At 67.8% G+C, this 19,414-nt stretch carries 15 protein-coding genes; 12 read left to right on the forward strand and 3 right to left on the reverse strand.

Translation table 11 applies throughout. The features are described 5' to 3' along the window. Window positions 1-452: 452 nt before the first annotated feature. From DZC73_RS28690 to DZC73_RS28700, 3 genes are all read left to right on the forward strand, one after another. Window positions 453-1,508, forward strand: a complete 1,056-nt coding sequence (locus tag DZC73_RS28690; protein ID WP_124543913.1) for a LacI family DNA-binding transcriptional regulator — start codon at window positions 453-455, stop codon at window positions 1,506-1,508. Between the two features lie 172 nt (window positions 1,509-1,680). Next, window positions 1,681-4,488: an AbfB domain-containing protein gene (locus DZC73_RS28695; protein WP_161974796.1), complete on the forward strand. Its 2,808-nt coding sequence runs from the start codon at window positions 1,681-1,683 to the stop codon at window positions 4,486-4,488. Window positions 4,489-4,709: 221 nt separating this feature from the next. Beyond that, window positions 4,710-6,092 (forward strand): ATP-binding protein, encoded by a 1,383-nt coding sequence (locus DZC73_RS28700; protein WP_124543835.1) that lies wholly within the window; start codon window positions 4,710-4,712, stop codon window positions 6,090-6,092. Between the two features lie 15 nt (window positions 6,093-6,107). Here the strand turns inward: DZC73_RS28700 and DZC73_RS28705 are convergent, their stop codons facing one another. Then, a complete protein-coding gene (locus tag DZC73_RS28705) occupies window positions 6,108-7,391 on the reverse strand; it encodes an ABC transporter substrate-binding protein (RefSeq protein WP_124543914.1) in 1,284 nt (427 codons plus the stop codon). Window positions 7,392-7,641: 250 nt separating this feature from the next. On the opposite strand from DZC73_RS28705, the gene DZC73_RS28710 reads away from it, so the two are divergent. Then, window positions 7,642-9,258, forward strand: coding sequence for a methyl-accepting chemotaxis protein (locus tag DZC73_RS28710; protein ID WP_124543836.1), 1,617 nt, complete (start codon window positions 7,642-7,644; stop codon window positions 9,256-9,258). 230 nt (window positions 9,259-9,488) lie between these two features. Here DZC73_RS28710 and DZC73_RS28715 read toward each other — a convergent pair whose 3' ends face one another. Beyond that, on the reverse strand, window positions 9,489-10,466 hold the full coding sequence (locus tag DZC73_RS28715) for an ABC transporter substrate-binding protein (protein WP_124543837.1): 978 nt from the start codon (window positions 10,464-10,466) through the stop codon (window positions 9,489-9,491). Window positions 10,467-10,619: 153 nt separating this feature from the next. Here DZC73_RS28715 and DZC73_RS28720 point away from each other — a divergent pair, with 153 nt between their 5' ends. Then, window positions 10,620-11,099: a MarR family winged helix-turn-helix transcriptional regulator gene (locus tag DZC73_RS28720; protein ID WP_124543838.1), complete on the forward strand. Its 480-nt coding sequence runs from the start codon at window positions 10,620-10,622 to the stop codon at window positions 11,097-11,099. After that, on the forward strand, window positions 11,096-11,341 hold the full coding sequence (locus DZC73_RS28725; RefSeq protein ID WP_124543839.1) for a hypothetical protein: 246 nt from the start codon (window positions 11,096-11,098) through the stop codon (window positions 11,339-11,341). Before DZC73_RS28720 ends, DZC73_RS28725 begins: the two co-directional genes overlap by 4 nt. A gap of 9 nt (window positions 11,342-11,350) precedes the next feature. On the opposite strand, the gene DZC73_RS28730 is transcribed toward DZC73_RS28725, so the two are convergent. Beyond that, complete coding sequence (locus tag DZC73_RS28730; protein WP_235835328.1) at window positions 11,351-12,370, reverse strand: glycosyl hydrolase; 1,020 nt, start codon at window positions 12,368-12,370, stop codon at window positions 11,351-11,353. 278 nt (window positions 12,371-12,648) lie between these two features. On the opposite strand from DZC73_RS28730, the gene DZC73_RS28735 reads away from it, so the two are divergent. The 6 genes from DZC73_RS28735 (at window position 12,649) to DZC73_RS28760 (ending at window position 19,410) form a co-directional block, all read left to right on the forward strand. Beyond that, a complete protein-coding gene (locus DZC73_RS28735; RefSeq protein WP_124543840.1) occupies window positions 12,649-13,803 on the forward strand; it encodes an MFS transporter in 1,155 nt (384 codons plus the stop codon). Between the two features lie 182 nt (window positions 13,804-13,985). Then, window positions 13,986-15,113 (forward strand): BMP family ABC transporter substrate-binding protein, encoded by a 1,128-nt coding sequence (locus DZC73_RS28740; protein ID WP_124543841.1) that lies wholly within the window; start codon window positions 13,986-13,988, stop codon window positions 15,111-15,113. 13 nt (window positions 15,114-15,126) lie between these two features. Further along, window positions 15,127-16,224, forward strand: a complete 1,098-nt coding sequence (locus DZC73_RS28745) for an ABC transporter permease (protein ID WP_124543842.1) — start codon at window positions 15,127-15,129, stop codon at window positions 16,222-16,224. Then, window positions 16,221-17,156 (forward strand): ABC transporter permease, encoded by a 936-nt coding sequence (locus tag DZC73_RS28750; protein WP_198415036.1) that lies wholly within the window; start codon window positions 16,221-16,223, stop codon window positions 17,154-17,156. The genes DZC73_RS28745 and DZC73_RS28750 overlap by 4 nt, the downstream gene beginning before the upstream one ends. Window positions 17,157-17,188: 32 nt before the next feature. Then, window positions 17,189-17,875: a biuret amidohydrolase gene (gene biuH / locus DZC73_RS28755; protein ID WP_124543843.1), complete on the forward strand. Its 687-nt coding sequence runs from the start codon at window positions 17,189-17,191 to the stop codon at window positions 17,873-17,875. Then, complete coding sequence (locus tag DZC73_RS28760; RefSeq protein ID WP_124543844.1) at window positions 17,872-19,410, forward strand: ABC transporter ATP-binding protein; 1,539 nt, start codon at window positions 17,872-17,874, stop codon at window positions 19,408-19,410. Before biuH ends, DZC73_RS28760 begins: the two co-directional genes overlap by 4 nt. Window positions 19,411-19,414 lie beyond the last annotated feature (4 nt).

Raw genomic sequence — 19,414 nt, forward strand, 5'->3', positions numbered from 1 at the left:
TGAAGTGAACTTCACTTCAGTGAGCGTTTTTAAGGTCCTTCAGACCCGACATTCTTTCGAATGCCTGGCACTCAACCCGTCCAAACGCCCACGCTTATCGGCTGTTAGTTTTTAAAGAACGTTGCTGATTTGTTATCAGCGAAGCCCACTATTATGTCTGAATTTTTGTTAGCTCGTCAATTGCCGACTAAATTCAAGGGGCTTTGCAACTTCCGTCGCAACCGGCTCACGCATCGTGCGCCGGAACTCAGCATTATGCATCAATTTTGAGGCGCGACGCAAACAGAGCGCGCAAGAAGATCAATTCATCACGATGCGATCACAATCGCCCCGCTCGGCACACCCCACCAACGACCACTCGCTCATTCATGCCCAAGAAGCCCGCAGCAGGAACCGCGCCCCAAGAGAAGAAGCCCGGCAAGACCACGCGACCTTCCGACACGCGAGTGACCATGACGGATGTCGCCTTGAAGGCTGGCGTCTCGCAGTCAACGGTCTCGCTGGTGCTCAACGGCATGACGGGCACCAAGCTGTCGGACGAGACGCGTGCCAAGGTCATCAAGATCGCCGGCGAACTGGGATATCGGCTACCCGACCGACGCGCAACCGGAGCCGCATCGCGGCGAGGCAAGAGCGCTGGCCTGCCCGTCATCCTTTACCTGGTCGACGAGATGTCCACGAGCCCTCATCCGGTGTTGTCCATCGACGGCGCCAAGGACGAAGCCTGGGGACAAGGTGCGCTGGTGTCCGTCTTCGCGACGCGCACGAACGAGAGCGTGGAATCGGCCGTGTTGTCCACGATGCTGTCCAATCCGCAGGTGATCGGCGTCATCTACTCGACCATCTTCACCCGCGCGATCACCCTGCCCGAGCCGCTCACCCGTGTGCCGACCGTGCTGTTGAACTGCCGCGAGGCGGACGTACCGGCCAATGCACCCCCGCGCCTTTCATCCGTCGAGCCGTCGGAAATCATGGGCGGCATGCTGGCAACGCAGCATCTCCTGGATGCCGGCCACAAGCGGATTGCCTTCATCAATGGCGAGCCATGGATGGACGCCTCGCAGGATCGCCTCAAGGGCTATCGGCGCGCACTGACCAGCATGGACATCCCCTTCGACGCCGCACTCGTGCGCGAAGGCGACTGGCACGTCGCGTCCGGCCACGACTGCACGCTTGCGCTGATGAAGCAGCCACACCCGCCCACGGCCATCTTCTGCGCCAACGACCTGATGGCACTGGGCTGCCTGCAGGCACTGCAGCAGCTTGGCAAGGAGGTGCCTCGCCAGGTCTCCGTCATGGGCTATGACGACCAGGAGATCGCGCGGCACACCTATCCACCCCTCAGCACACTGGTGCTGCCCAACTACGAGATGGGACGCCTGGCCGTGGAAACCCTGCTGGCAGAGCTGGCACAGCCGACGCGACCCAAGCGCCGCCTGAAGGTCGAAGGCCAACTGGTGTCACGCGGCACCGTCGCCACCCGCACGCTCGCCACCCGCAAGCGCTGAAACTCTGCGGTTACTTCCCCTTGCTGCCGTGTCGATGACGGTGGTGTATTGTCGCTCGTCTGACTAATATTTTCAGATTATTAGTCATGACAGCCTGCCAGCGCTGCCACACCCCAACAACGTCTGCTGGCAACGGAAGAAGTTTTTCCGCGACACCCGAGAGGAGATGAACATGTACGGAAGATCCGTGCGATGCCTGGGGGCTGCCCTGGCATCGCTGATCGTGGCTGGATGTGGTGGAGGCAGCACCGACGGCACGTCCACCGCGCTGGACGCCGGCACTCGCAGCAAGGCCGCTGCCGTGACGGCGCAGGCGGTGTCGGCGCGTTTGACCACGCCCTGGACCACCGCCGCGCTGCAAGCCGCGGTCCCCCTGCCGGAATATCCCCGGCCGCAGCTCACCCGGACGGACTGGCTGAACCTGAACGGCAAGTGGAGCTACAACGGCGGCAGCGCCGCGCCGGACGCCAACAGCCCTCCCGCCACGGCACCGGGCTTTCCCGCGAACCCCGAGCAAGTGCTGGTGCCCTACCCCGTCGAGTCCTACCTCTCGGGCATCCAGCGCATGAACGACCGCAACCTCTGGTACCGCCGCAGCTTCACGGTGCCGGCGGGCTGGAGCGGCAAGCACGTGAAGCTGAACTTCGGCGCGGTGGACCGCAAGGCCACGGTGTACGTGAACGGCACACGCGTGGGCCAGCACAGCGGCGGCTACGACGCCTTCAGCTTCGACATCACGCCCTACCTGCGCGCCGGCAGCAACGAACTGGTGGTGGGCGCCTTCGACCCGACCACCGGCGACGACATGATCGGAAAGCAGACGCTGAACCCCGGCGGCATCTTCTACACGCCGAGTTCCGGCATCTGGCAGACGGTGTGGCTGGAGCCGGTGTCCGCCCCGCACATCACGCGGCTGGACATGACACCCGACGTGCCCAACAACCGGCTGCGCGTCATCGTTCGCGGCGACAACCTCGCGGGCACCAGCATCGAGGCCGTCGCCACCAGCGGCGGCGCGAACGTCGGCAGCGCCACCGGCACAGTCGACATCGAATTCACGATCCCCGTGCCCAACCCGCACCTGTGGTCGCCCGACGATCCCTTCCTCTACGACCTGAAGATCCGCGTGCGCAGCGGCACCACGGTGGTGGACGAAGTCGGCAGCTATTTCGGGATGCGCTCGATCGGCGTGGGCACGGTCGACGGCGTGCCGCGTCCATTGCTCAACGGCAAGTTCGTCTTCCAGTTCGGCCCGTTGGACCAGGGCTTCTGGCCCGATGGCCTCTATACCGCGCCGACGGACGATGCGCTGAAGTCTGACTTGCAGGCCGCCAAGGACCTGGGGTTCAACATGGTCCGCAAGCACATCAAGGTCGAGCCGCAGCGCTGGTTCTACTGGGCTGACAAGCTGGGCATCATGGTGTGGCAGGACATGCCCCAGGCCTGGGATGCCGAGACCAACCCCAACGTGCGCGCGAAGGTGGAGGCCGAGGACCGCGAGATCGTCGATGAGCACCGCTCCTCGCCGGCCGTCGTGACCTGGGTCATCTTCAACGAGAGCTGGGGCGACTTCGACATGGTCCGCATGGCCAACACGTTCAAGTCGTGGGACGCGAGCCGGCTGATCAACACCCACTCCGGCATCAACTTCGCCCCGGGCGACCAGGGCACGGGCGACCTCATCGACCTGCACGACTACCCCGGCCCGAGTGCACCGAACTGGCAGCCCGGCCGCGTCGCCGTGCTGGGCGAATTCGGCGGCAACGGCCTGCGCGTCGATGGCCACATGTGGAACCCCGCGTCCACCTGCTGCTACAACCTCTACCCCGACTCGGCCACGCTCACCAACGTCTACCTCGACCAGGTGAACAGCCTGCGCGACCTGGCGGTGTCCCGGGGCCTGAGCGCCGCTGTCTACACCGAGACGACGGACGTGGAGGACGAGCTCAACGGCTTTCTCACCTACGACCGGCAGGTCCGCAAGATGGACTTCGCCCGCGTCAAGGCCGCCCACCAGGCGCTCATCGACGGCGTGCCCTACCTGCGAGGCGGCGCGTCGTACTCGCTGCGCACGGTGACCCCCGGCGTCACCAACCGCTACATCCGCCATGCCAACAGCCTCGCGTCCACGGAAGTGGTGGATGCGTCCAGCCCCGAGCTGCTGAAGACGGACGCGTCGTGGAAGGTGGTCAACGGCCTGGCGGACAGCAGCTGCGTGTCCTTCGAGTCGGTGAACGTTCCGGGCCAGTTCCTGCGCCACGCCAACTTCCGCCTGCGGCTGGACCCGAACGACAACAGCGCACTGTTCAAGTCGGACGCCACCTTCTGCCCACGCAAGGCGCTGAACGGCGGGTTCGGCATGTCGCTGGAATCCAAGAACCTGCCCGGCTACTACGTGCGGCACATGAATGCCGAGGTGTGGCTCAACCAGTTCCAGGACACCGACCTCTTCCGCAACGATGCATCGTGGGCGCCGCAGACTGGCTGGTGGCGCAGCGCCGTGGTCATCACCCCCGGTGACTGGCACTCGATGCGCGTGCTGACACCGGGCTACGACAACCGCTACATCCGCCACCAGGACGGCCTGGCCTTCACCGAGGTCGTGGACGCCGACAGCAGCACGCTGCTCAAGCAGGACGCGACCTGGCGCCTCGTCGCAGGCCTCGCGGACGCGAGTTGCTACTCGTTCGAGTCGCGCAACTTCCCCGGAGAGTTTCTGCGTCACAGCAACTCGCGGGTGCGCCGCGAGCCCCAGCAGAACAGCGACCTGTACCGCGCCGATGCCACCTTCTGCGCGCAAGGCACGGCCGATGGCAGCACCGGTACGCGCTTCGCGGCATTCAACTACCCGAATCGCTACCTGCGCCATTACGCCGCAGAGGTGTGGATCTCCGATGGCCTGGGCGGTGACGCCTGGAACACGTCCAACAGCTTCCTGGTGGACACGCGCTGGTCGGTGCAGGCGCCCTGGGCGCCATGACCTGATTCGTCGCACATGAACTGAAGGCAGACGCCGCCCGGGAGGGTCGCGTCTGCCCTTCCAATACCCCTGACGCAAGGATCAGGGATAGCACTGCACACCCTGTGCAACAGAGTACAGTTTCCTTCACGCCAGTATCTGGCCCGGGCGCGATTGAGCACATCCTTCACCCCACTCCACCAGCCAGGGCCGCCAACCCGGGCCACCATGGGGACCGTGCCATGCCGACGTCGTCCTTCGAACAGATCCTGCTGCGCACCCTGGCGGACCACATGCCGCAGCGCATCTACGCCAAGGACCTGGAAGGCCGGTTCGTCTTTGCCAACCTCTGCGTCGCACGCGGCATGGGCGTGTCGCTGCCCTCCGATCTCATCGGCCGCACCGATGCGGACTTCTATCCCCCCGAGGCGTCTGAACAATACCGCCGCGAAGAAACCGAGGTGATGCAGACCGGCCGGCCCATGGTCGACCGCGAGGAGCACGTGCACTACACCCGCAGCGGCACCGAGGCCTGGATGCTCACCACCAAGGTGCCGTTGGTCGATGACGACGGAAAGGTCATCGGCATCGCCGGCATCAACCACGACATCACCGACCGCAAGGCCGCGGAGTTCAAGCTGCGCCAGGCCATGGAACAGGCCCAGGAGGCCACGCTCGCCAAAAGCCGCTTCCTCGCGTCGATGAGCCATGAGCTGCGCACGCCGCTGAACTGCGTGCTGGGCTACGCGCGGCTGCTGCAGGACCGCGGCGAACTCAGCATCGAACAGCGTTCCAACCTGCAGATGATCGAGCACAGCGGGCGACACCTGCTGGCGCTCATCAACGACTTGCTGGACATCGCCAAGATCGAGGAAGGCAAGCTCGAACTGACGCCCGCCGAAGTGCACCTGCCCGACCTGCTGGCGGCGGTGTGCGGAATCATGCGCGTGAAGGCGACCGAGAAGCACATCGGCTTCGCCTGCAGCGTCGACCCGGCCCTGCCAGCGGTCGTGCTGGTGGACAACCGCCGGCTCAGCCAGGTGCTGCTGAACCTGCTGGGCAATGCGGTGAAGTTCACCGACGTGGGCGAGGTCCGCATGTCGGTGAAGCTCGCGGGCGCATCGGCCGGCGGCGTGCGCGTGCGCTTCGAGGTGCGCGACACCGGCATGGGCATGTCCTCGCAGGAGATCCACCACATCTTCGACCCCTACGTGCAGGTGGGCGACGAAGTGCGCCGCAGCGAAGGCACCGGCTTGGGCCTGGCCATCAGCCGGCAGATCGTGGGCGCGATGGGCTCGGACATCGACGTCCGCAGCGCGCCCGGCCTGGGCAGCCTCTTCTGCTTCGAGCTGGAGATGCCCGCGCCGTTGACCCGCGAGGCCGCAGCAGCCGGCACGACGCCGCCCATCTCACAAGACGCCCCTCTGCCCGAGGCCGAACTGCAAAGCCTCGAGCAGCTCGCACGCATCGGCAACATGGGCGACATCGCCCGCTTCGCGACCCACTTGCAGACGCTGAGCGATTCGCACCGGCTCCTCGCCGACCAGCTGCGCACGATGGCCAGCCGCTGCGAATCCAAGGCCATCCTCGACTTCGTGCAAGCCCTGCCGCGCAAGGCGGCCTGAGCTGCACTCATCGCCTCACTTGTAGTAGCCCGCGCGGCGCATCTCGCGGTCCGCCGCGGCCTGGCCTGCGGACAGCGCCTGCGGCACGCTCATCTTGCCCGCCAGCGCAGCGCTGATGCTCTGCCCCACCGACTGCCCGATGGCCTGGAACTCCGGGATCGCCGCGAACTGCACCCCCACATAAGGGCTGCGCGGCAAGGTGCTGTCCGTCGGGCTGGCGGTGGCGATGGCGATGGCTTCGTCCATCGCAAAGCGTGCCGCCCCCAGGAACTCGCGGCGCCGGTAGGTGGAGGTGCGCGTGCCCGTGGGCACCTGCGCCCACCCGATCTCATGGCCCACCAGCTGGACGTAGTCGCGCGAGGTGGCCCAGCGAATGAAGCGCTGTGCCTGCTCGGCCTTCGCCGACCCTGATGGAATGCCCAGCGCCCAGGCCCACAGCCAGTTCGCGCCCTTGGGCGTCACGGCCACCGGTGCCTGCACGAAGCCCACGTTGGCGGCCACGCGGCTGGCCTTGGGGTCGGACACGAACGAGGCCGCGATGGTCGCATCCACCCAGATGCCGCACTTGCCCGCCTGGAACAGGGCCAGGTTCTCGTTGAAGCTGTTGGCCGCCGCGCCCGGCGGCCCGTACTTGTTGAGCAGGTCCACGTAGAAGCCGACCGCCTCGGTCCAGGCGCGGCTGTCCAGCTGCGGATGCCAGCCCATGTCGAACCACTGGCCGCCGAAGGTGTTCACCATGGTCGTCACCAGGGCCATGTTGTCGCCCCAGCCGGGCTTGCCGCGCAGGCAGATGCCGTACACGCCCTTGGCCGGGTTGTGCATCTTCGCCGCCGCGTCTCGCACCTGCTGCCAGGTGGGGCGCGCCGGCAACGTGGCACCGGCCTCGCGGGCGAGGTCGGTGCGGTACATGGTCATCGAGCTTTCACCATAGAACGGCGCGGCGTAGAGCTTGCCCTGGTAGGACAGGCCGCCGCGCACCGCAGGCAGCAGGTCGCCGACCTCGTAGGCTGCATCGGGCTGGATCTCCTGCAGCCAGCCCTTGCGCGCCCAGATCGGCGTCTCGTACATGCCGATGGTCATGACGTCGAACTGCCCGCCCTTGGTCGCGATGTCAGCCGTCACGCGCTGGCGCAGCACGCTTTCCTCCAGCGTCACCCATTGCAGCTTGATGTCGGGGTTGGCCTTCTCGAAATGCCGCGACAAGCGCTGCATGACGATCATGTGCCCGTTGTTTACCGTGGCAATGACGAGTTCGGTGGGCGCCTGCGCACCGGCGACGGCGCAGGAAAAAGCCAGCATGGCGACTGCGAGAAACTTCACGTCCGGACCTCCGTGGGATCAAACGCACCCAAGGTGCCGGACCAGTGTGTGGCGTTGCCGGGAACGCATCGATACCGCGTGGCGCGCTCCAATACTTGCGCGTTTGGCAAGCCGCGGGGATTTCACCAGCGCATCCGTGGCAGCGGCGTACAGCAGCGCGCAAGGGCGTATCGAAGAAGGCGGACAAACATCCGTAGCTTGAGGCGTGCATTCAAAGAAAGGAACTGCCGTGGCAAGACTCCCGGGCTTTCGACTCGCCGCCTCCCTGAAACTGGGTCACCAGTTGGCCCTGGCCTTCGCGGTAATGGTCGCCTTCGCGCTCGCCTTGGCCGCCACGGGCTGGGCGCAGCTGGCCGCCATCCAGCAGCACTTCGACGGCGTGGTCGACCGCACGCTGCCCAAGCTGGCCGCGCTGGGCGAAGTGAACGACCGGCTGCAGCAGATGCGAAGCGCGCAGTTGCAGCACCTGGCGGCGCCCACCATGCCGGCCAAGGAGCGCGAGGAGAAGAACGTCCAGGCGGTGGTGGCCGCGTTCAACGAGGCGATGAAGCGCTATGCCGCCTTGTCGGATGCCGACAGCGACCCTGCCGCGGACGCCGAATTGAAGAAGACGGTGGCTGCCTTCGATGCGCTGCGCCCACGCTTCATCACCATGTCCAACTCGGCGGCCGGCGGCGAGATCGAGCGTGTGCTGGAGGCGCGCGAGTTCTTCGACGGCCCTGCCCTCACCGCCTTCCAAGCCGCAGACGCGTCGGTTCGCCGGTTGTGGACACAGAACCGCGAGCGCGCCGACCGTGCCAAGTCGGACGGACGCCGGCGGCACGAGCTGGCGCGCCAGGTCCTGCTCGTTACCGCGGCCCTGGCCGTGACGGTGTCGGTGCTGCTGGCCGCCTTCATCTCTCGGCGCATCACCCGGCAGCTCGGTGGTGAACCTGCAGAGGTGGCGCGCATCGCCGGTCGCATCGCAGAAGGCGACCTCTCGCAGGACCTCTCGGCGCAGCCTGGCGCACCCGACAGCATCATGGCCTCGATGGTTGCGATGCAGCAGCAGCTGCAGGCGCTCATCCGCGAAACGCAGGCCACCGCCAACGGCATCCTGCTGGGCGTGGGCGAGATTGCCACCGGCAACATGGACCTGAGCCGCCGCACCGAGGAACAGGCGAGCAGCCTGCAGGCCAGCACCAGCAGCATCGAGGCGATGACGACGGCCGTGCACCTCACCGCTGGCAATGCGCGCAAGGCCAATGAGCTCGCGCAGGAGACCTCGCAGTGCGCCACGCAGGGCGGCGAGGTGGTGACCCAGGTGGTGGAGATGATGCGAGCCATCGCCGAGCGCAGCCGGCGCATGGCCGACATCCTCGGCGTGATCGAAGGCATCTCCGCGCAGACCAACATCCTCGCGCTGAACGCGGCGGTCGAGGCGGCACGAGCGGGCGATGAAGGCCGCGGCTTCGCGGTGGTGGCCAACGAGGTGCGTTCGCTCGCGCGGCGCAGTGCCGACGCGGCCAAGGAAATCGCCTCGCTCATCGACGGCTCGGTGCGCACGACCGCCCAGGGCCTGGTGCTGGCGGAGTCGGCGGGCCAGGCGATTCAGGACATCGTGGTGCGCGTGCAGCGGGTGGACACGCTGATGACGGAGGTCAGTGCCGCCATCAGCGAGCAGACCTCGGGCATCGACCGCGTGAGCCGCGGCATCGTGCTGCTGGAACAGACGGCGCAGCAGAACGCTGCACTGGTGGAGCAAAGCGCCGCGGCCTCCGGCGTGTTGCGGTCGCAGACGGAACGACTGGTGGGCGCCGTGTCGCGCTTCAAGGTCAGCGACGATTCATCGAACGTCGCCGCCTGAAGCCGACCCCGGCACCGAGGCAGAAGCGACCGGAGAGAGCGCCACAACCTTGCGCGCCGCCGGTTCGCCGCTGCCTGCGGATGCCGTCGTCATGCCAATCCCCCTGAATGCTTGAGTAGTGCGCGGATGCTAGGAAGCATCGTGCAGCCGCACCACCGGCAATCCCTCGGGCTGTCGGATTCGCCGGTTGAATGGCAGAACCGGGCCGTTGAATGGCGCGCCTACTTCGCCTACCTGTCCACGAGGGTCACGGCCTGCGGCATCAGCGCGCGCAGCAGCTTCGCATCCACCAGCGTGGCCGGGTCGGTGTCGGACGAGGACACCAGGTTCTCCTTGCGGGCCCAGCGGACCTGCGAGCGCATCGTCGTGACGACCGCCTGGTCCAGCCGCAGGTGGTAGTCCTGCTCGCTCATCAGGCGGTCGGCCAGCTCGGTGGAACCGCCCAGCTGGGTGCGCAGGATGTCGCGGGCGCGCTGAGGTTCGATCTCGATGAAGTGCTCGGCCTTGATCAGGGCCTGCAGGAACCGCGTGAGCGCCTGCGACTTGACCGTCACCGCCTGGCGCGTGGACAAGAGGCTGAAGAACTGGGTGTACACACGCGGGCTGGGAATGATGGCGGCGCGTCCGCCCAGTTCCTGCACGCAGGTACTGGCCAACGGCTCCCAGATCGCCACGGCGTCCGCCCGCCGGGTGGCCAGCGTCTGCACCACGTCGGAAGGGGTGGTGGCCACGAGCTTGACGTCCGAGGAGCCCAGCCCATGGAAGGTCAGCCAGCTCGACATGAAGTACTGCGCCGAGGTGCCCATCACCGTGGCCACGGTCTTGCCCTGCACGTCCTGCGGCCTGGCGATGCCGGCGTCGCGCCGGGCGACCAGCTTGATCTGGTGGGCCGAGCTGCTCAGCGTGCCCAGCAGCACCGATTCAGGATGACTGCCCGCGCGCAGGCTCAGGACCAGCTCGGCGGCGGTGGCCACGTCGGCCGCGCCCGAACTCATCAGCTCGAAGCATTCCAGGCCGCTCTTGCACGGCACGAACACCACGTCCACGCCGGTGGCCTTGAAGTACTGGTTGGATTCGGCCACGTACAAGGGCAGCGAGACGGGGCCGCGCGAAACCGCCACCTTGAGAGGCTGCGCATGCCCCACGGCGGCTGCCAGCAGCAGCCCCAGGCACCACCAGCGAAGCATTGAAACGCGGGAACTTGGCATGACCGAACTCTATGCCACTGCCGCGGCCTCGTCCCTGCCCCGCCGATGGCCCCAGGTGAAAACGAAATCACACCAGCCCGAGGGTTGAAACCCGAAGACATGGCGCATTGCATCGGGATTGCCGATGCAATGCGCGGCCGATAGAGTGCCGCCATGCCCGAAACCCCTTCCCTGCCTGAGCTCACCGGCCAGGTGCTGGCGCACTACGCCGGCATCTACGAGCGGCTGCACACGCGCTGGGACAAGCACCAGCACCGCGCCTCGGCCGAGGCGCTGGCCTTCATGCTGCACCTGTCGCGCAGCGGGCCGCTCACGGTGAGCGAAGCCTGCCTGCATTTCGACCGGGCGCAGTCCGCGATGAGCGAGCTCATCGACCGGCTGGAGGAACGCGCCCTCGTCACCCGCTTCAAGGACACCCGCGACCGTCGGCGCACGCTGGTGTGGCTGAGCGACGAGGGCATGGACGTGCTGAACCAGAGCCTCGCGCCGCTGGACCGCGACAGGCTGTCCAAGGCGCTGCAAGGCCTGAGCCCTGCGGAGCGCGACGCCCTCTGCACGGGCCTGGCCGCGCTGGTGCGGGCCGCCGGCGAATGCCCCCATCAACCCCATCACTTCGAGGACCCCTCACCATGACCACCACCCATTCCTGCAAGAGCTGCGGCATGAGCATTTCCAGCGGCCTGTTGTGCCAGTACTGCGTCACCCCCGACGGCTCGCTGCAGCCCTTCGACGAGCGCTTCGAGCGCATGGTGCAGTGGTCGATGTCGCGCGAACCCTCACTCGCCCGAGACGAGGCCGAGCGCAAGACACGCGCCTACATGCGCACCATGCCGGCGTGGAAGGACCATCCCCAACTGGCGGATCAGCCGGCCTGACGCACCGCCTCAGAACGGCCGCGACAGGTAGTGCTGGCCCAGGCCGGTCAGCACGCCGTCAGCGGCCAGCAGGCTGGTGTGGTGCACGTCGTTGTTCCAGCGGCCGGTGAACCAGGCGTAGCGGAACACGTCGGCGCGTGACTCGCAGACCGACACCATGTCGGTCATCTGCGCCTTCTGCTTGTCCTCGGTATCGATCTGCGCCGAGCCGTCGCCGTTGTGCCAGTTCGCCATCTCAGTCACCCAGAAGGACTTGCCGTACTTCGTCAGCCGGTCAAGCTGGCCGGCCAGGCCGTAGTCGTACCAGTGGAAGGCCAGGTAGTCGATCTGCGGATCGCGGTTGCCGTTGGCCTGGCGGTAGGCGGCGTAGAAGGCATCGAGCCAGGCGACCGGGTCGGCAAAGCCCGCCATCGTGCCCCAGGTGATGGCCGGCCCCACCAGCTTCACGCCGGTGCGCGTGGCGATGGCTTCGTAGCGCGGCCACAGCGTGGCGGCATCCGAGGGCTTGAGGTTGGCCTGGTCGGTGAGGTTGGGCTCGTTGAGCAGCAGCAGGTAGCGGATGCCGGGGTTCGCGAGCAGGTAGGACGTGATCGCCGCGTCGTCGAAGCTGCCGTTCCACAGCATGGGCACGTGGTCCATGGCGTGGCGCGTGCCAGCGTCCGACGGCAGCTTGCTGTTGGGCTTGGAGGCCCAGTTGTAGAACCAGCTCACGCCCGGCGCGAGCGCCGTCATGTCGGCCTCCGAGGCCAGGTCGTAGGCGACGCCGCGCTTGGCGCTCTTGGCAGCGGGTGCGGGTGCGGGTGCGGGCGCCGGAGCCGGTGCGGGCGCCGGGGCTGGGGCCGGTGCGGGTGCAGGAGCAGGCGGCGTCGGGGCGGTCTGCGGTGTCGGTGCCGGCGACGGAGCCGATGTCCCACCCCCACCACCACAGCCCGCGATGCCCCCGACGGCCATGGTGGCCGCTGCCAGGCTCAACAGGCGGCGCCTGCTGAGACCGCCGATGTTCTGTCCCTCGTCGTGAGCCTTGCTCATTCTTGTTCTCCTGCTGGGTTCTTGCGCGAAAGGCGCACGTCAGATCGCACCTGCGAATCCGCGCCAGATGCAGCGTCCGTGCCATGGACACGAAGCACGAAGCACGTCAGCGACAGGCGTGCATGCAGGCCAGAGGCCGTTACATGCGGAAGCAAGGCGCCCGGGTACGTCGCAAGAGGCCGTGAAATGTCACCGCAAGATGGAATCGATTCCAACATGGTCATCGCGGACCAGTGAAAGCGCTGTCATACTGAACCGATCCACGCAGCACCCGTGCCATGTCGTCCCTCGCCAAGCCCGCCCCTTCGCTTGCCGCCGCCACCCACGCGATCCGCGCGCAGTTCTTCGTCTGCGGCATCGTGTTCGCCACCTGGGGCGTGCATGTGCCCAGCGTCAAGGCCCACTACGGCCTGGGCGACCGGGCGCTGGCGATGGCCATGCTGGCCGGGGGCGTGGGCTCCGTGCTCACGCTGACGCAGGCGGGACGCCTGGTCGGCAGGCACGGGCCTCGAACGGTCACGATCGCCAGCGGCCTGGCCGCCTCTCTGGCGATCGCCCTGCTGCTGGCCTTCGACAGCTATGCCGCCTTGCTGGCCGTGATGCTCGCCTACGGCATCGCCATCAGCCTGTTCGACGTGTCCATCAACGCCGAGGCCAGCGAGATCGAGCGGCTGACCGGTCGGCCGGTGATGAGCGGGTTCCACGGCATGTTCAGCCTGGGCGGCATGGTGGGTTCGGCCGCGGCAAGCGTCCTGCACACGGCCGGGGTCACGCCCACGCAGCGACTGGTCGTCGGCGCCCTGGCGAGCGCCGCCACCATCGTGGCCGGCTGGTCGGCAATGCTGCGCGTGGACGGCCCGCCCGCCGAAGGCCCCGCCATGAGCCTGCCGCGCGGCGCCTTGCTGCTCATGGGCGTGCTGGCCGCGCTGGGCCTGATCAGCGAAGGCGCGATGTACGACTGGAGCGTGCTGTACATGCGCGACGTGCTCGCTGCCGATGCAGGCATTGCGGCGCTGGCCTACGCCAGCTTCAGTGCCGCCATGGCCGCCGCGCGCTTCTGCGGCGACTGGGTGCGGCTGCACGTGTCGGCCATGCGCCTGATGCAGCTCAGCGGCACGCTGGGCGCGGTGGGCATGGCCCTCACCCTGCTCGCACCGCATCCGCTGGTGGCCCTGGCCGGCTTCGCGCTGGTGGGCCTGGGCTTCGCGAACGTGATCCCCATTCTCTTCAGCGCCGCCTCGCGCGTGCCGGGCGTGAGCGCCGCGCACGGCATCGCGGCCGTGTCGTCGCTCGGCTACCTGGGCATGATGGCCGGCCCACCCATCATCGGCCTGATCTCCGAGTCGCGCTCGCTGGCGGCCGGCCTGTCGACGGTGGTGTTGTTCTCTGCCGTCCTGGGCCTGGCGGCCCGTCGTGCCCTGCCGCGCGGCTGACGCACCAGTCCGACTCGTCCGCCCATTCCTGCCGGGCACCTGCGTGGTGCCTGGCCACCGTTCACCCCCTCTGCACCGGCATCCGTGCCCCACAAGGGCGCAGTTTTGCCCCGCTGAAAGCCGCTTCCATTGGCACATCGGTTGCTTGTATACAAGAAGGTGTCCAACCAGAGGAGAACGCCATGACGCAGTCGAAGATGAATCGTCGGGAGTTGATCAAAGGCGCCGGTGCGCTCGGCCTGAGCGCCGCAGGCGGCACGTGGATGGAGCTGGCAGCGGCGCAAGCGCCGATCACCGTGGGCTTCATCTACGTGGGCGCGAAGGATGACTTCGGCTACAACCAGGCCCAGGCCGAGTCGGTGGCCGAGATCAAGAAGTTGCCGGGCATCAAGACGGTGGAAGAAGAAAACGTGCCCGAGACCACCGCCGTGCAGAAGACCATGCAGGCCATGATCTCGCAGGACGGCGCCACCCTGCTCTTTCCCACCTCCTTCGGCTATTTCGACCCGCACACGCTGGCGGTGGCCGCCAAGAACGAGAAGATCCGCTTCGCGCACTGCGGCGGGCTGTGGAACGAGGCCAAGCACCCGAAGAACACCGGCAGCTTCTTCGGCTACATCGACGAATGCCAGTACCTCAACGGCGTGGTGGCCGGCCACATGAGCAAGAGCAAGAAGCTGGGCTTCGTGGCCGCCAAGCCGATCCCGCAGGTGCTGCGCAACATCAACGCCTTCACGATGGGCGCTCGCTCAGTGGACCCGTCCATCACCACCAACGTCATCTTCACGGGCGACTGGTCCATGCCGGTCAAGGAAGCCGAGGCCACCAACAGCCTGGCCGACCAGGGCGTGGACGTGTTCACCATGCACGTGGACGGCCCCAAGGTGATCGTGGAGACCGCGGCCAAGCGCGGCAAGATGGTCTGCGGCTACCACGCCAGCCAGGCCAAGCTCGCGCCCAATGCCTACCTCACCGGCGCGGAGTGGAACTGGCTCACGGCCTACAAGACCATCATCGATGCAGCCCGCACGGGCAAGCCGCATCCGAACTTCGTGCGCGGCGGGTTGAAGGACGGCTTCGTCAAGCCCTCGCCCTACGGTGCGATGGTGACGGCCGCCGCCCGCAAGAACGCCGACGACGTCAAGGCAGCGATGCTCAAGGGCAGCTTCGACATCTTCAAGGGCGGCAGCGCCGGCCTGAAGGACAACACCGGCAAGCTCGTCATTGCGGCAGGCAAGGCCTTCAAGCAGACCGACGTCGAGCTCGAAGGCATGAACTACCTGGTGGAAGGCGTGGTCGGCAAGGCCTGAGCGCGAGGCCGCCATGCTGTCGGACGAACGCACCCGCGACGCCCTCGAAGCCGCGCTGCTGCCGCTGCTGGCGCTGGCCGGCGGCCTGCTGTTGTTCGGTGTGTTCATCGCGCTGGCGGGCAAGAGCCCGGTGCAGGCCTGGACGCTGCTCTTCAAGGGCGCGTTCGGCGATTGGTTCTCCTGGCAGAACAGCCTGCAGCGCGCGGCGCCGCTGATGCTCACCGCCCTGTGCGTGGCCATTCCGGCGCGCGCCGGGCTCATCGTCATCGGCGGTGAAGGCGCACTGGTGCTGGGCGGCCTGGCCTGTGCCGGCCTGCCCTACCTCTTCGCGCCGCCGGCCAACTCGCTGGGCACGGGGATGGTGCTGGTCGCGGCCGCCGCCGCAGGTGCTGCCTGGGTGGCACTGGCCGGCCTGCTGCGGCAGTGGCGCGGCGTGAACGAGACCATCAGCAGCCTGCTGCTGGCCTACACCGGCATCGCGGTGTTCAAGCATCTGGTGGAAGGGCCGATGCGTGACCCCGCGAGCCTGAACAAGCCCTCGACGCATGCGCTGGCCGAGGGACTGCGCATCGGCACCCTGCCCGACGCGGACATCCATTGGGGGCTCGTTTTCGGCGTGGCCGCCTGCGTGCTCGCCGGCCTGTGGCTCTTCTTCAGCACCTCCGGATTCGCCACGCGCGTGGTCGGCGGCAACGCGCGCGCCGCGCGGCTCGTCGGCCTGCCGTGCACGCGCATCGTCGTGACGGCCTGCGCCGCGGGTGGCGCCTGTGCCGGACTGGCCGGAGGCATCGAGGTGGCCGCGGTGCACACCGCCGCCAACGCATCGCTGATCGCGGGCCTGGGCTATGCGGGCATCCTCGTGTCCTTCGTGGCACGGCACAACCCGTGGGGCGTGATTCCGGTGGCCGTGCTGTTCGGCGGCTTCGGCTCGGCAGGCAGCCTGCTGCAGCGGCGCATGGACGTGCCCGATGCCTCCGTGCTGGTGCTGGAGGGCTTCGCCTTCCTGCTCATCCTGGCCAGCGAAGCGTTGCGCGGGCGGCTGCCGCTGGCGTGGCGCCTTCCTTCGCGCCGCATGCAGGCTGCGCCGCAGTTGCAGGAGGGCACACCATGAGCACGGAAGTCGATTCACTGGCGATCGCGCTGCAATTGATGGTCGCCGTGCTCGGCGGCGCGATCCGCGTGGGCACGCCCTTCCTGATGGTGAGCCTGGCCGAATGCATCACCGAGAAGTCCGGCCGCATCAACCTCGGGCTGGAAGGCGTGCTGGTGTTCTCCGCCATGGGCGGCTTCGGCGCGGCCTACCTCAGCGGCTCGGCCTGGGTGGGTGTGCTGGCCGCCGGCGCCGCGGGCGCGCTGCTCGCGCTCGTGCACGGACTCGTGTGCTCGCTGCCGCGGGTGAACGACATCGCCGCGGGCATCGCGCTGATGCTGCTGGGCACCGGCCTGGCCTTCTACCTCGGCAAGCCGCTCATCCAGCCTCAGGCGCCACAGATTCCCTCGCTGCCGCTGGGCGGCTGGAGCTCGTCGCCGCAGGTGCGCGCGGCGCTGGACATCAACATGCTGTTCCCGCTGGGCGTGGCCCTGGCGGCGCTGCTCTCCTGGGGCTTTCGCTCCACGCGCTGGGGACTGGTGCTGCGCATGGCGGGCGACTCCAGCGATGCCGCCCGCGCGCTGGGCTACTCGGTCAACGCCATCCGCATCGCAGCGACCGCACTGGGCGGATTCATCGCGGGGCTGGGCGGCGCCTCGCTGTCGCTGTACTACCCGGGCAGCTGGAACGAAGGACTGTCCAGCGGCCAGGGCCTGATCGCCGTGGCGCTGGTGATCTTCGCGCGCTGGAGCCCCTGGCGCTGCCTGGGCGCCGCCCTGCTCTTCGGCGGCGCGGGCGCCCTGGGGCCGGCGCTTCAATCGGTGGGCATCGGCTGGGGCTACCACCTCTTCAGCGCCGTGCCCTACATGCTCACCCTGCTCATCCTCGTGTGGACCTGCTCGCCGCGGCGCAGCCTGCAAGGTGCGCCGGTGGAGCTGGGCGTGTCCCGCTGAACCGACGTCCTGCTGAACCGCCGACCACCACCATGACGACCGAACGCCACGTCCTCGCCGATCCGTACCCCTGGCCCTTCGACGGGCAGCTCCACGCCGCGAACACCGCGCTCATCGTCATCGACATGCAGACCGACTTCTGCGGCGTGGGCGGCTACGTGGACAAGATGGGCTACGACCTGTCGCTCACCCGTGCGCCCATCGAGCCCATCCGCCGGCTGCTGGCGGCCATGCGAGCCCAGGGCTGCACCATCATCCACACCCGCGAAGGCCACCGGCCCGACCTGTCGGACCTGCCGGCGAACAAGCGCTGGCGGTCGCGCCGCATCGGTGCGGGCATCGGCGACGAGGGGCCTTGCGGACGCATCCTGGTTCGGGGCGAACCGGGCTGGGAGATCATTCCCGAGCTCGCACCACTGCCTGGCGAGGTCGTGCTCGACAAGCCCGGCAAGGGCTCGTTCTGCGCGACCGACCTGGAGCACATCCTGCACACGCGTGGCATCCGCAACCTCGTGCTCACCGGCATCACCACCGACGTCTGCGTGCACACCACCATGCGCGAGGCCAACGACCGCGGCTTCGAATGCCTGATCCTGTCGGACTGCACCGGCGCCACCGACCACGGCAACCATCTGGCGGCGCTGAAGATGGTGACGATGCAAGGCGGCGTGTTCGGGGCGGTGTCCACGTCCAGTGCGCTGATCGAGGCCATGGCATGAGCGCAGAACCGCCACGCGCCCTGGCGCTTGAAACCTACCTGCTCACCAAGCGCTTCGGCGCCTTCACCGCACTGGACCACGTGTCGCTGAAGGTCACCCCCGGCACCGTGCATGCGCTTCTGGGCGAGAACGGCGCCGGCAAGAGCACGCTGGTGAAGTGCGTGGTGGGCTACCAGCAGGCAGAAGAAGGCGCGATCATGGTCAACGGCCGCGAGACGCGCATCGCGTCGCCCACCATGGCGCGCGACCTTGGCTTGGGCATGGTCTACCAGCACTTCACGCTGGTGCCGGGCATGACGGTGGCGGAGAACCTGCTGCTCGCGCGCGGCCGGCTGCCGGCGGTGATCGACTGGCCGGCCGTGCGCGCCGAGCTCACCGCCTTCATGGCCTCCACGCCCTTCCGGCTCGACCTGGACGCCACGCCGCAGCAGCTCTCGGCCGGGCAGAAGCAGAAGCTGGAGATCCTCAAGCAATTGCTGCTGCGGCCTCGCCTGCTCATCCTGGACGAGCCCACCTCCGTGCTCACCCCGCAGGAGGCTGACGAAGTGCTGGGCCTGCTGCGCGAACGCGCGCATGCCGGCGAATGCAGCGTGGTGCTCATCACCCACAAGTTCCGCGAGGTCATGGCCTATGCCGATGACGTGAGCGTGCTGCGGCGTGGCCGGCTGGTGGCGGCGCATGCGGTGCTCGACACCACGCCGCGGCAGCTGGCCGTCGACATGGTGGGCGATGCCGACGAGGCGAAACGCGAGTTCGCGGCGCCCGAACGCAGCACGGCCGGCCCAGGCGAGGTGCGGCTGCAGGTCGACGCACTCAGCGCGGATGGCGACCGTGGCACCTGCGCAGTCAACGCGCTGTCGCTGTCGGTGCGCGGCGGAGAAATCCTCGGCGTGGCGGGCGTGGCCGGCAACGGCCAGCGCGAGCTGCTCGAAGCACTCGTCGGCCAACGTCCGCGCACCGGCGGCCGGGTGCGCGTGGGCAACGAGGACTACACCGGCACGCGCCGACAGAACCACCAACTGAAAGTGCGCAGCCTGCCCGAGGAACCGCTGCGCAGCGCCTGTGTCGGCGAGATGGGCGTGGCCGACAACATGGGCCTGCGAAGCTTCGATGAACCGCCGGCTTCGCGTGGCGGCTGGCTGCGCTCGTCGCTGCTGCGGCTGCGCGCTCGAGAGCTGATCACGCACTTCGGTGTGAAGACGCGCAGCGAGTCGACGCCCATCCGCGCGCTGTCCGGCGGCAACGTGCAGCGCGCCGTGCTCGCGCGCGAGCTGAGCGACGACGCGGGTGTCCTGCTCGTGGCCAACCCGGTGTTCGGGCTGGACTTCGCTGCTGTGGCCGAGATCCACCAGCGGCTCATGGACGTGCGCAACCGCGGTGGCGCGGTGCTGCTCATCAGCGAGGACCTCGACGAGTTGCTGGCCCTGTCCGACCGCATCGCGGTGATGAGCGAAGGCCGCATCGTCCACGAATCACCGGTCGGCGGCGTGAACCGCGAGACCCTCGGTGCCTTCATGGGCGGCCATGGGCACTGAACCC

It is taken from the genome of Rhizobacter terrae (assembly GCF_003852895.1).
Taxonomy (GTDB): Bacteria; Pseudomonadota; Gammaproteobacteria; order Burkholderiales; family Burkholderiaceae_C; genus Albitalea; species Albitalea terrae.

Coding starts and splice junctions, on each gene's coding strand:
- DZC73_RS28725 (WP_124543839.1), top strand. CDS start 11,096: ATGACCACCACCCATTCCTGCAAGAGCTGCGGCATGAGCATTTCCAGC.
- DZC73_RS28715 (WP_124543837.1), bottom strand. CDS start 10,466: ATGCCAAGTTCCCGCGTTTCAATGCTTCGCTGGTGGTGCCTGGGGCTG.
- DZC73_RS28760 (WP_124543844.1), top strand. CDS start 17,872: ATGAGCGCAGAACCGCCACGCGCCCTGGCGCTTGAAACCTACCTGCTC.
- DZC73_RS28695 (WP_161974796.1), top strand. CDS start 1,681: ATGTACGGAAGATCCGTGCGATGCCTGGGGGCTGCCCTGGCATCGCTG.
- DZC73_RS28740 (WP_124543841.1), top strand. CDS start 13,986: ATGACGCAGTCGAAGATGAATCGTCGGGAGTTGATCAAAGGCGCCGGT.
- DZC73_RS28730 (WP_235835328.1), bottom strand. CDS start 12,370: ATGAGCAAGGCTCACGACGAGGGACAGAACATCGGCGGTCTCAGCAGG.
- DZC73_RS28750 (WP_198415036.1), top strand. CDS start 16,221: ATGAGCACGGAAGTCGATTCACTGGCGATCGCGCTGCAATTGATGGTC.
- DZC73_RS28735 (WP_124543840.1), top strand. CDS start 12,649: ATGTCGTCCCTCGCCAAGCCCGCCCCTTCGCTTGCCGCCGCCACCCAC.
- DZC73_RS28745 (WP_124543842.1), top strand. CDS start 15,127: ATGCTGTCGGACGAACGCACCCGCGACGCCCTCGAAGCCGCGCTGCTG.
- DZC73_RS28705 (WP_124543914.1), bottom strand. CDS start 7,391: ATGCTGGCTTTTTCCTGCGCCGTCGCCGGTGCGCAGGCGCCCACCGAA.
- DZC73_RS28720 (WP_124543838.1), top strand. CDS start 10,620: ATGCCCGAAACCCCTTCCCTGCCTGAGCTCACCGGCCAGGTGCTGGCG.
- biuH (WP_124543843.1), top strand. CDS start 17,189: ATGACGACCGAACGCCACGTCCTCGCCGATCCGTACCCCTGGCCCTTC.
- DZC73_RS28700 (WP_124543835.1), top strand. CDS start 4,710: ATGCCGACGTCGTCCTTCGAACAGATCCTGCTGCGCACCCTGGCGGAC.
- DZC73_RS28690 (WP_124543913.1), top strand. CDS start 453: ATGACGGATGTCGCCTTGAAGGCTGGCGTCTCGCAGTCAACGGTCTCG.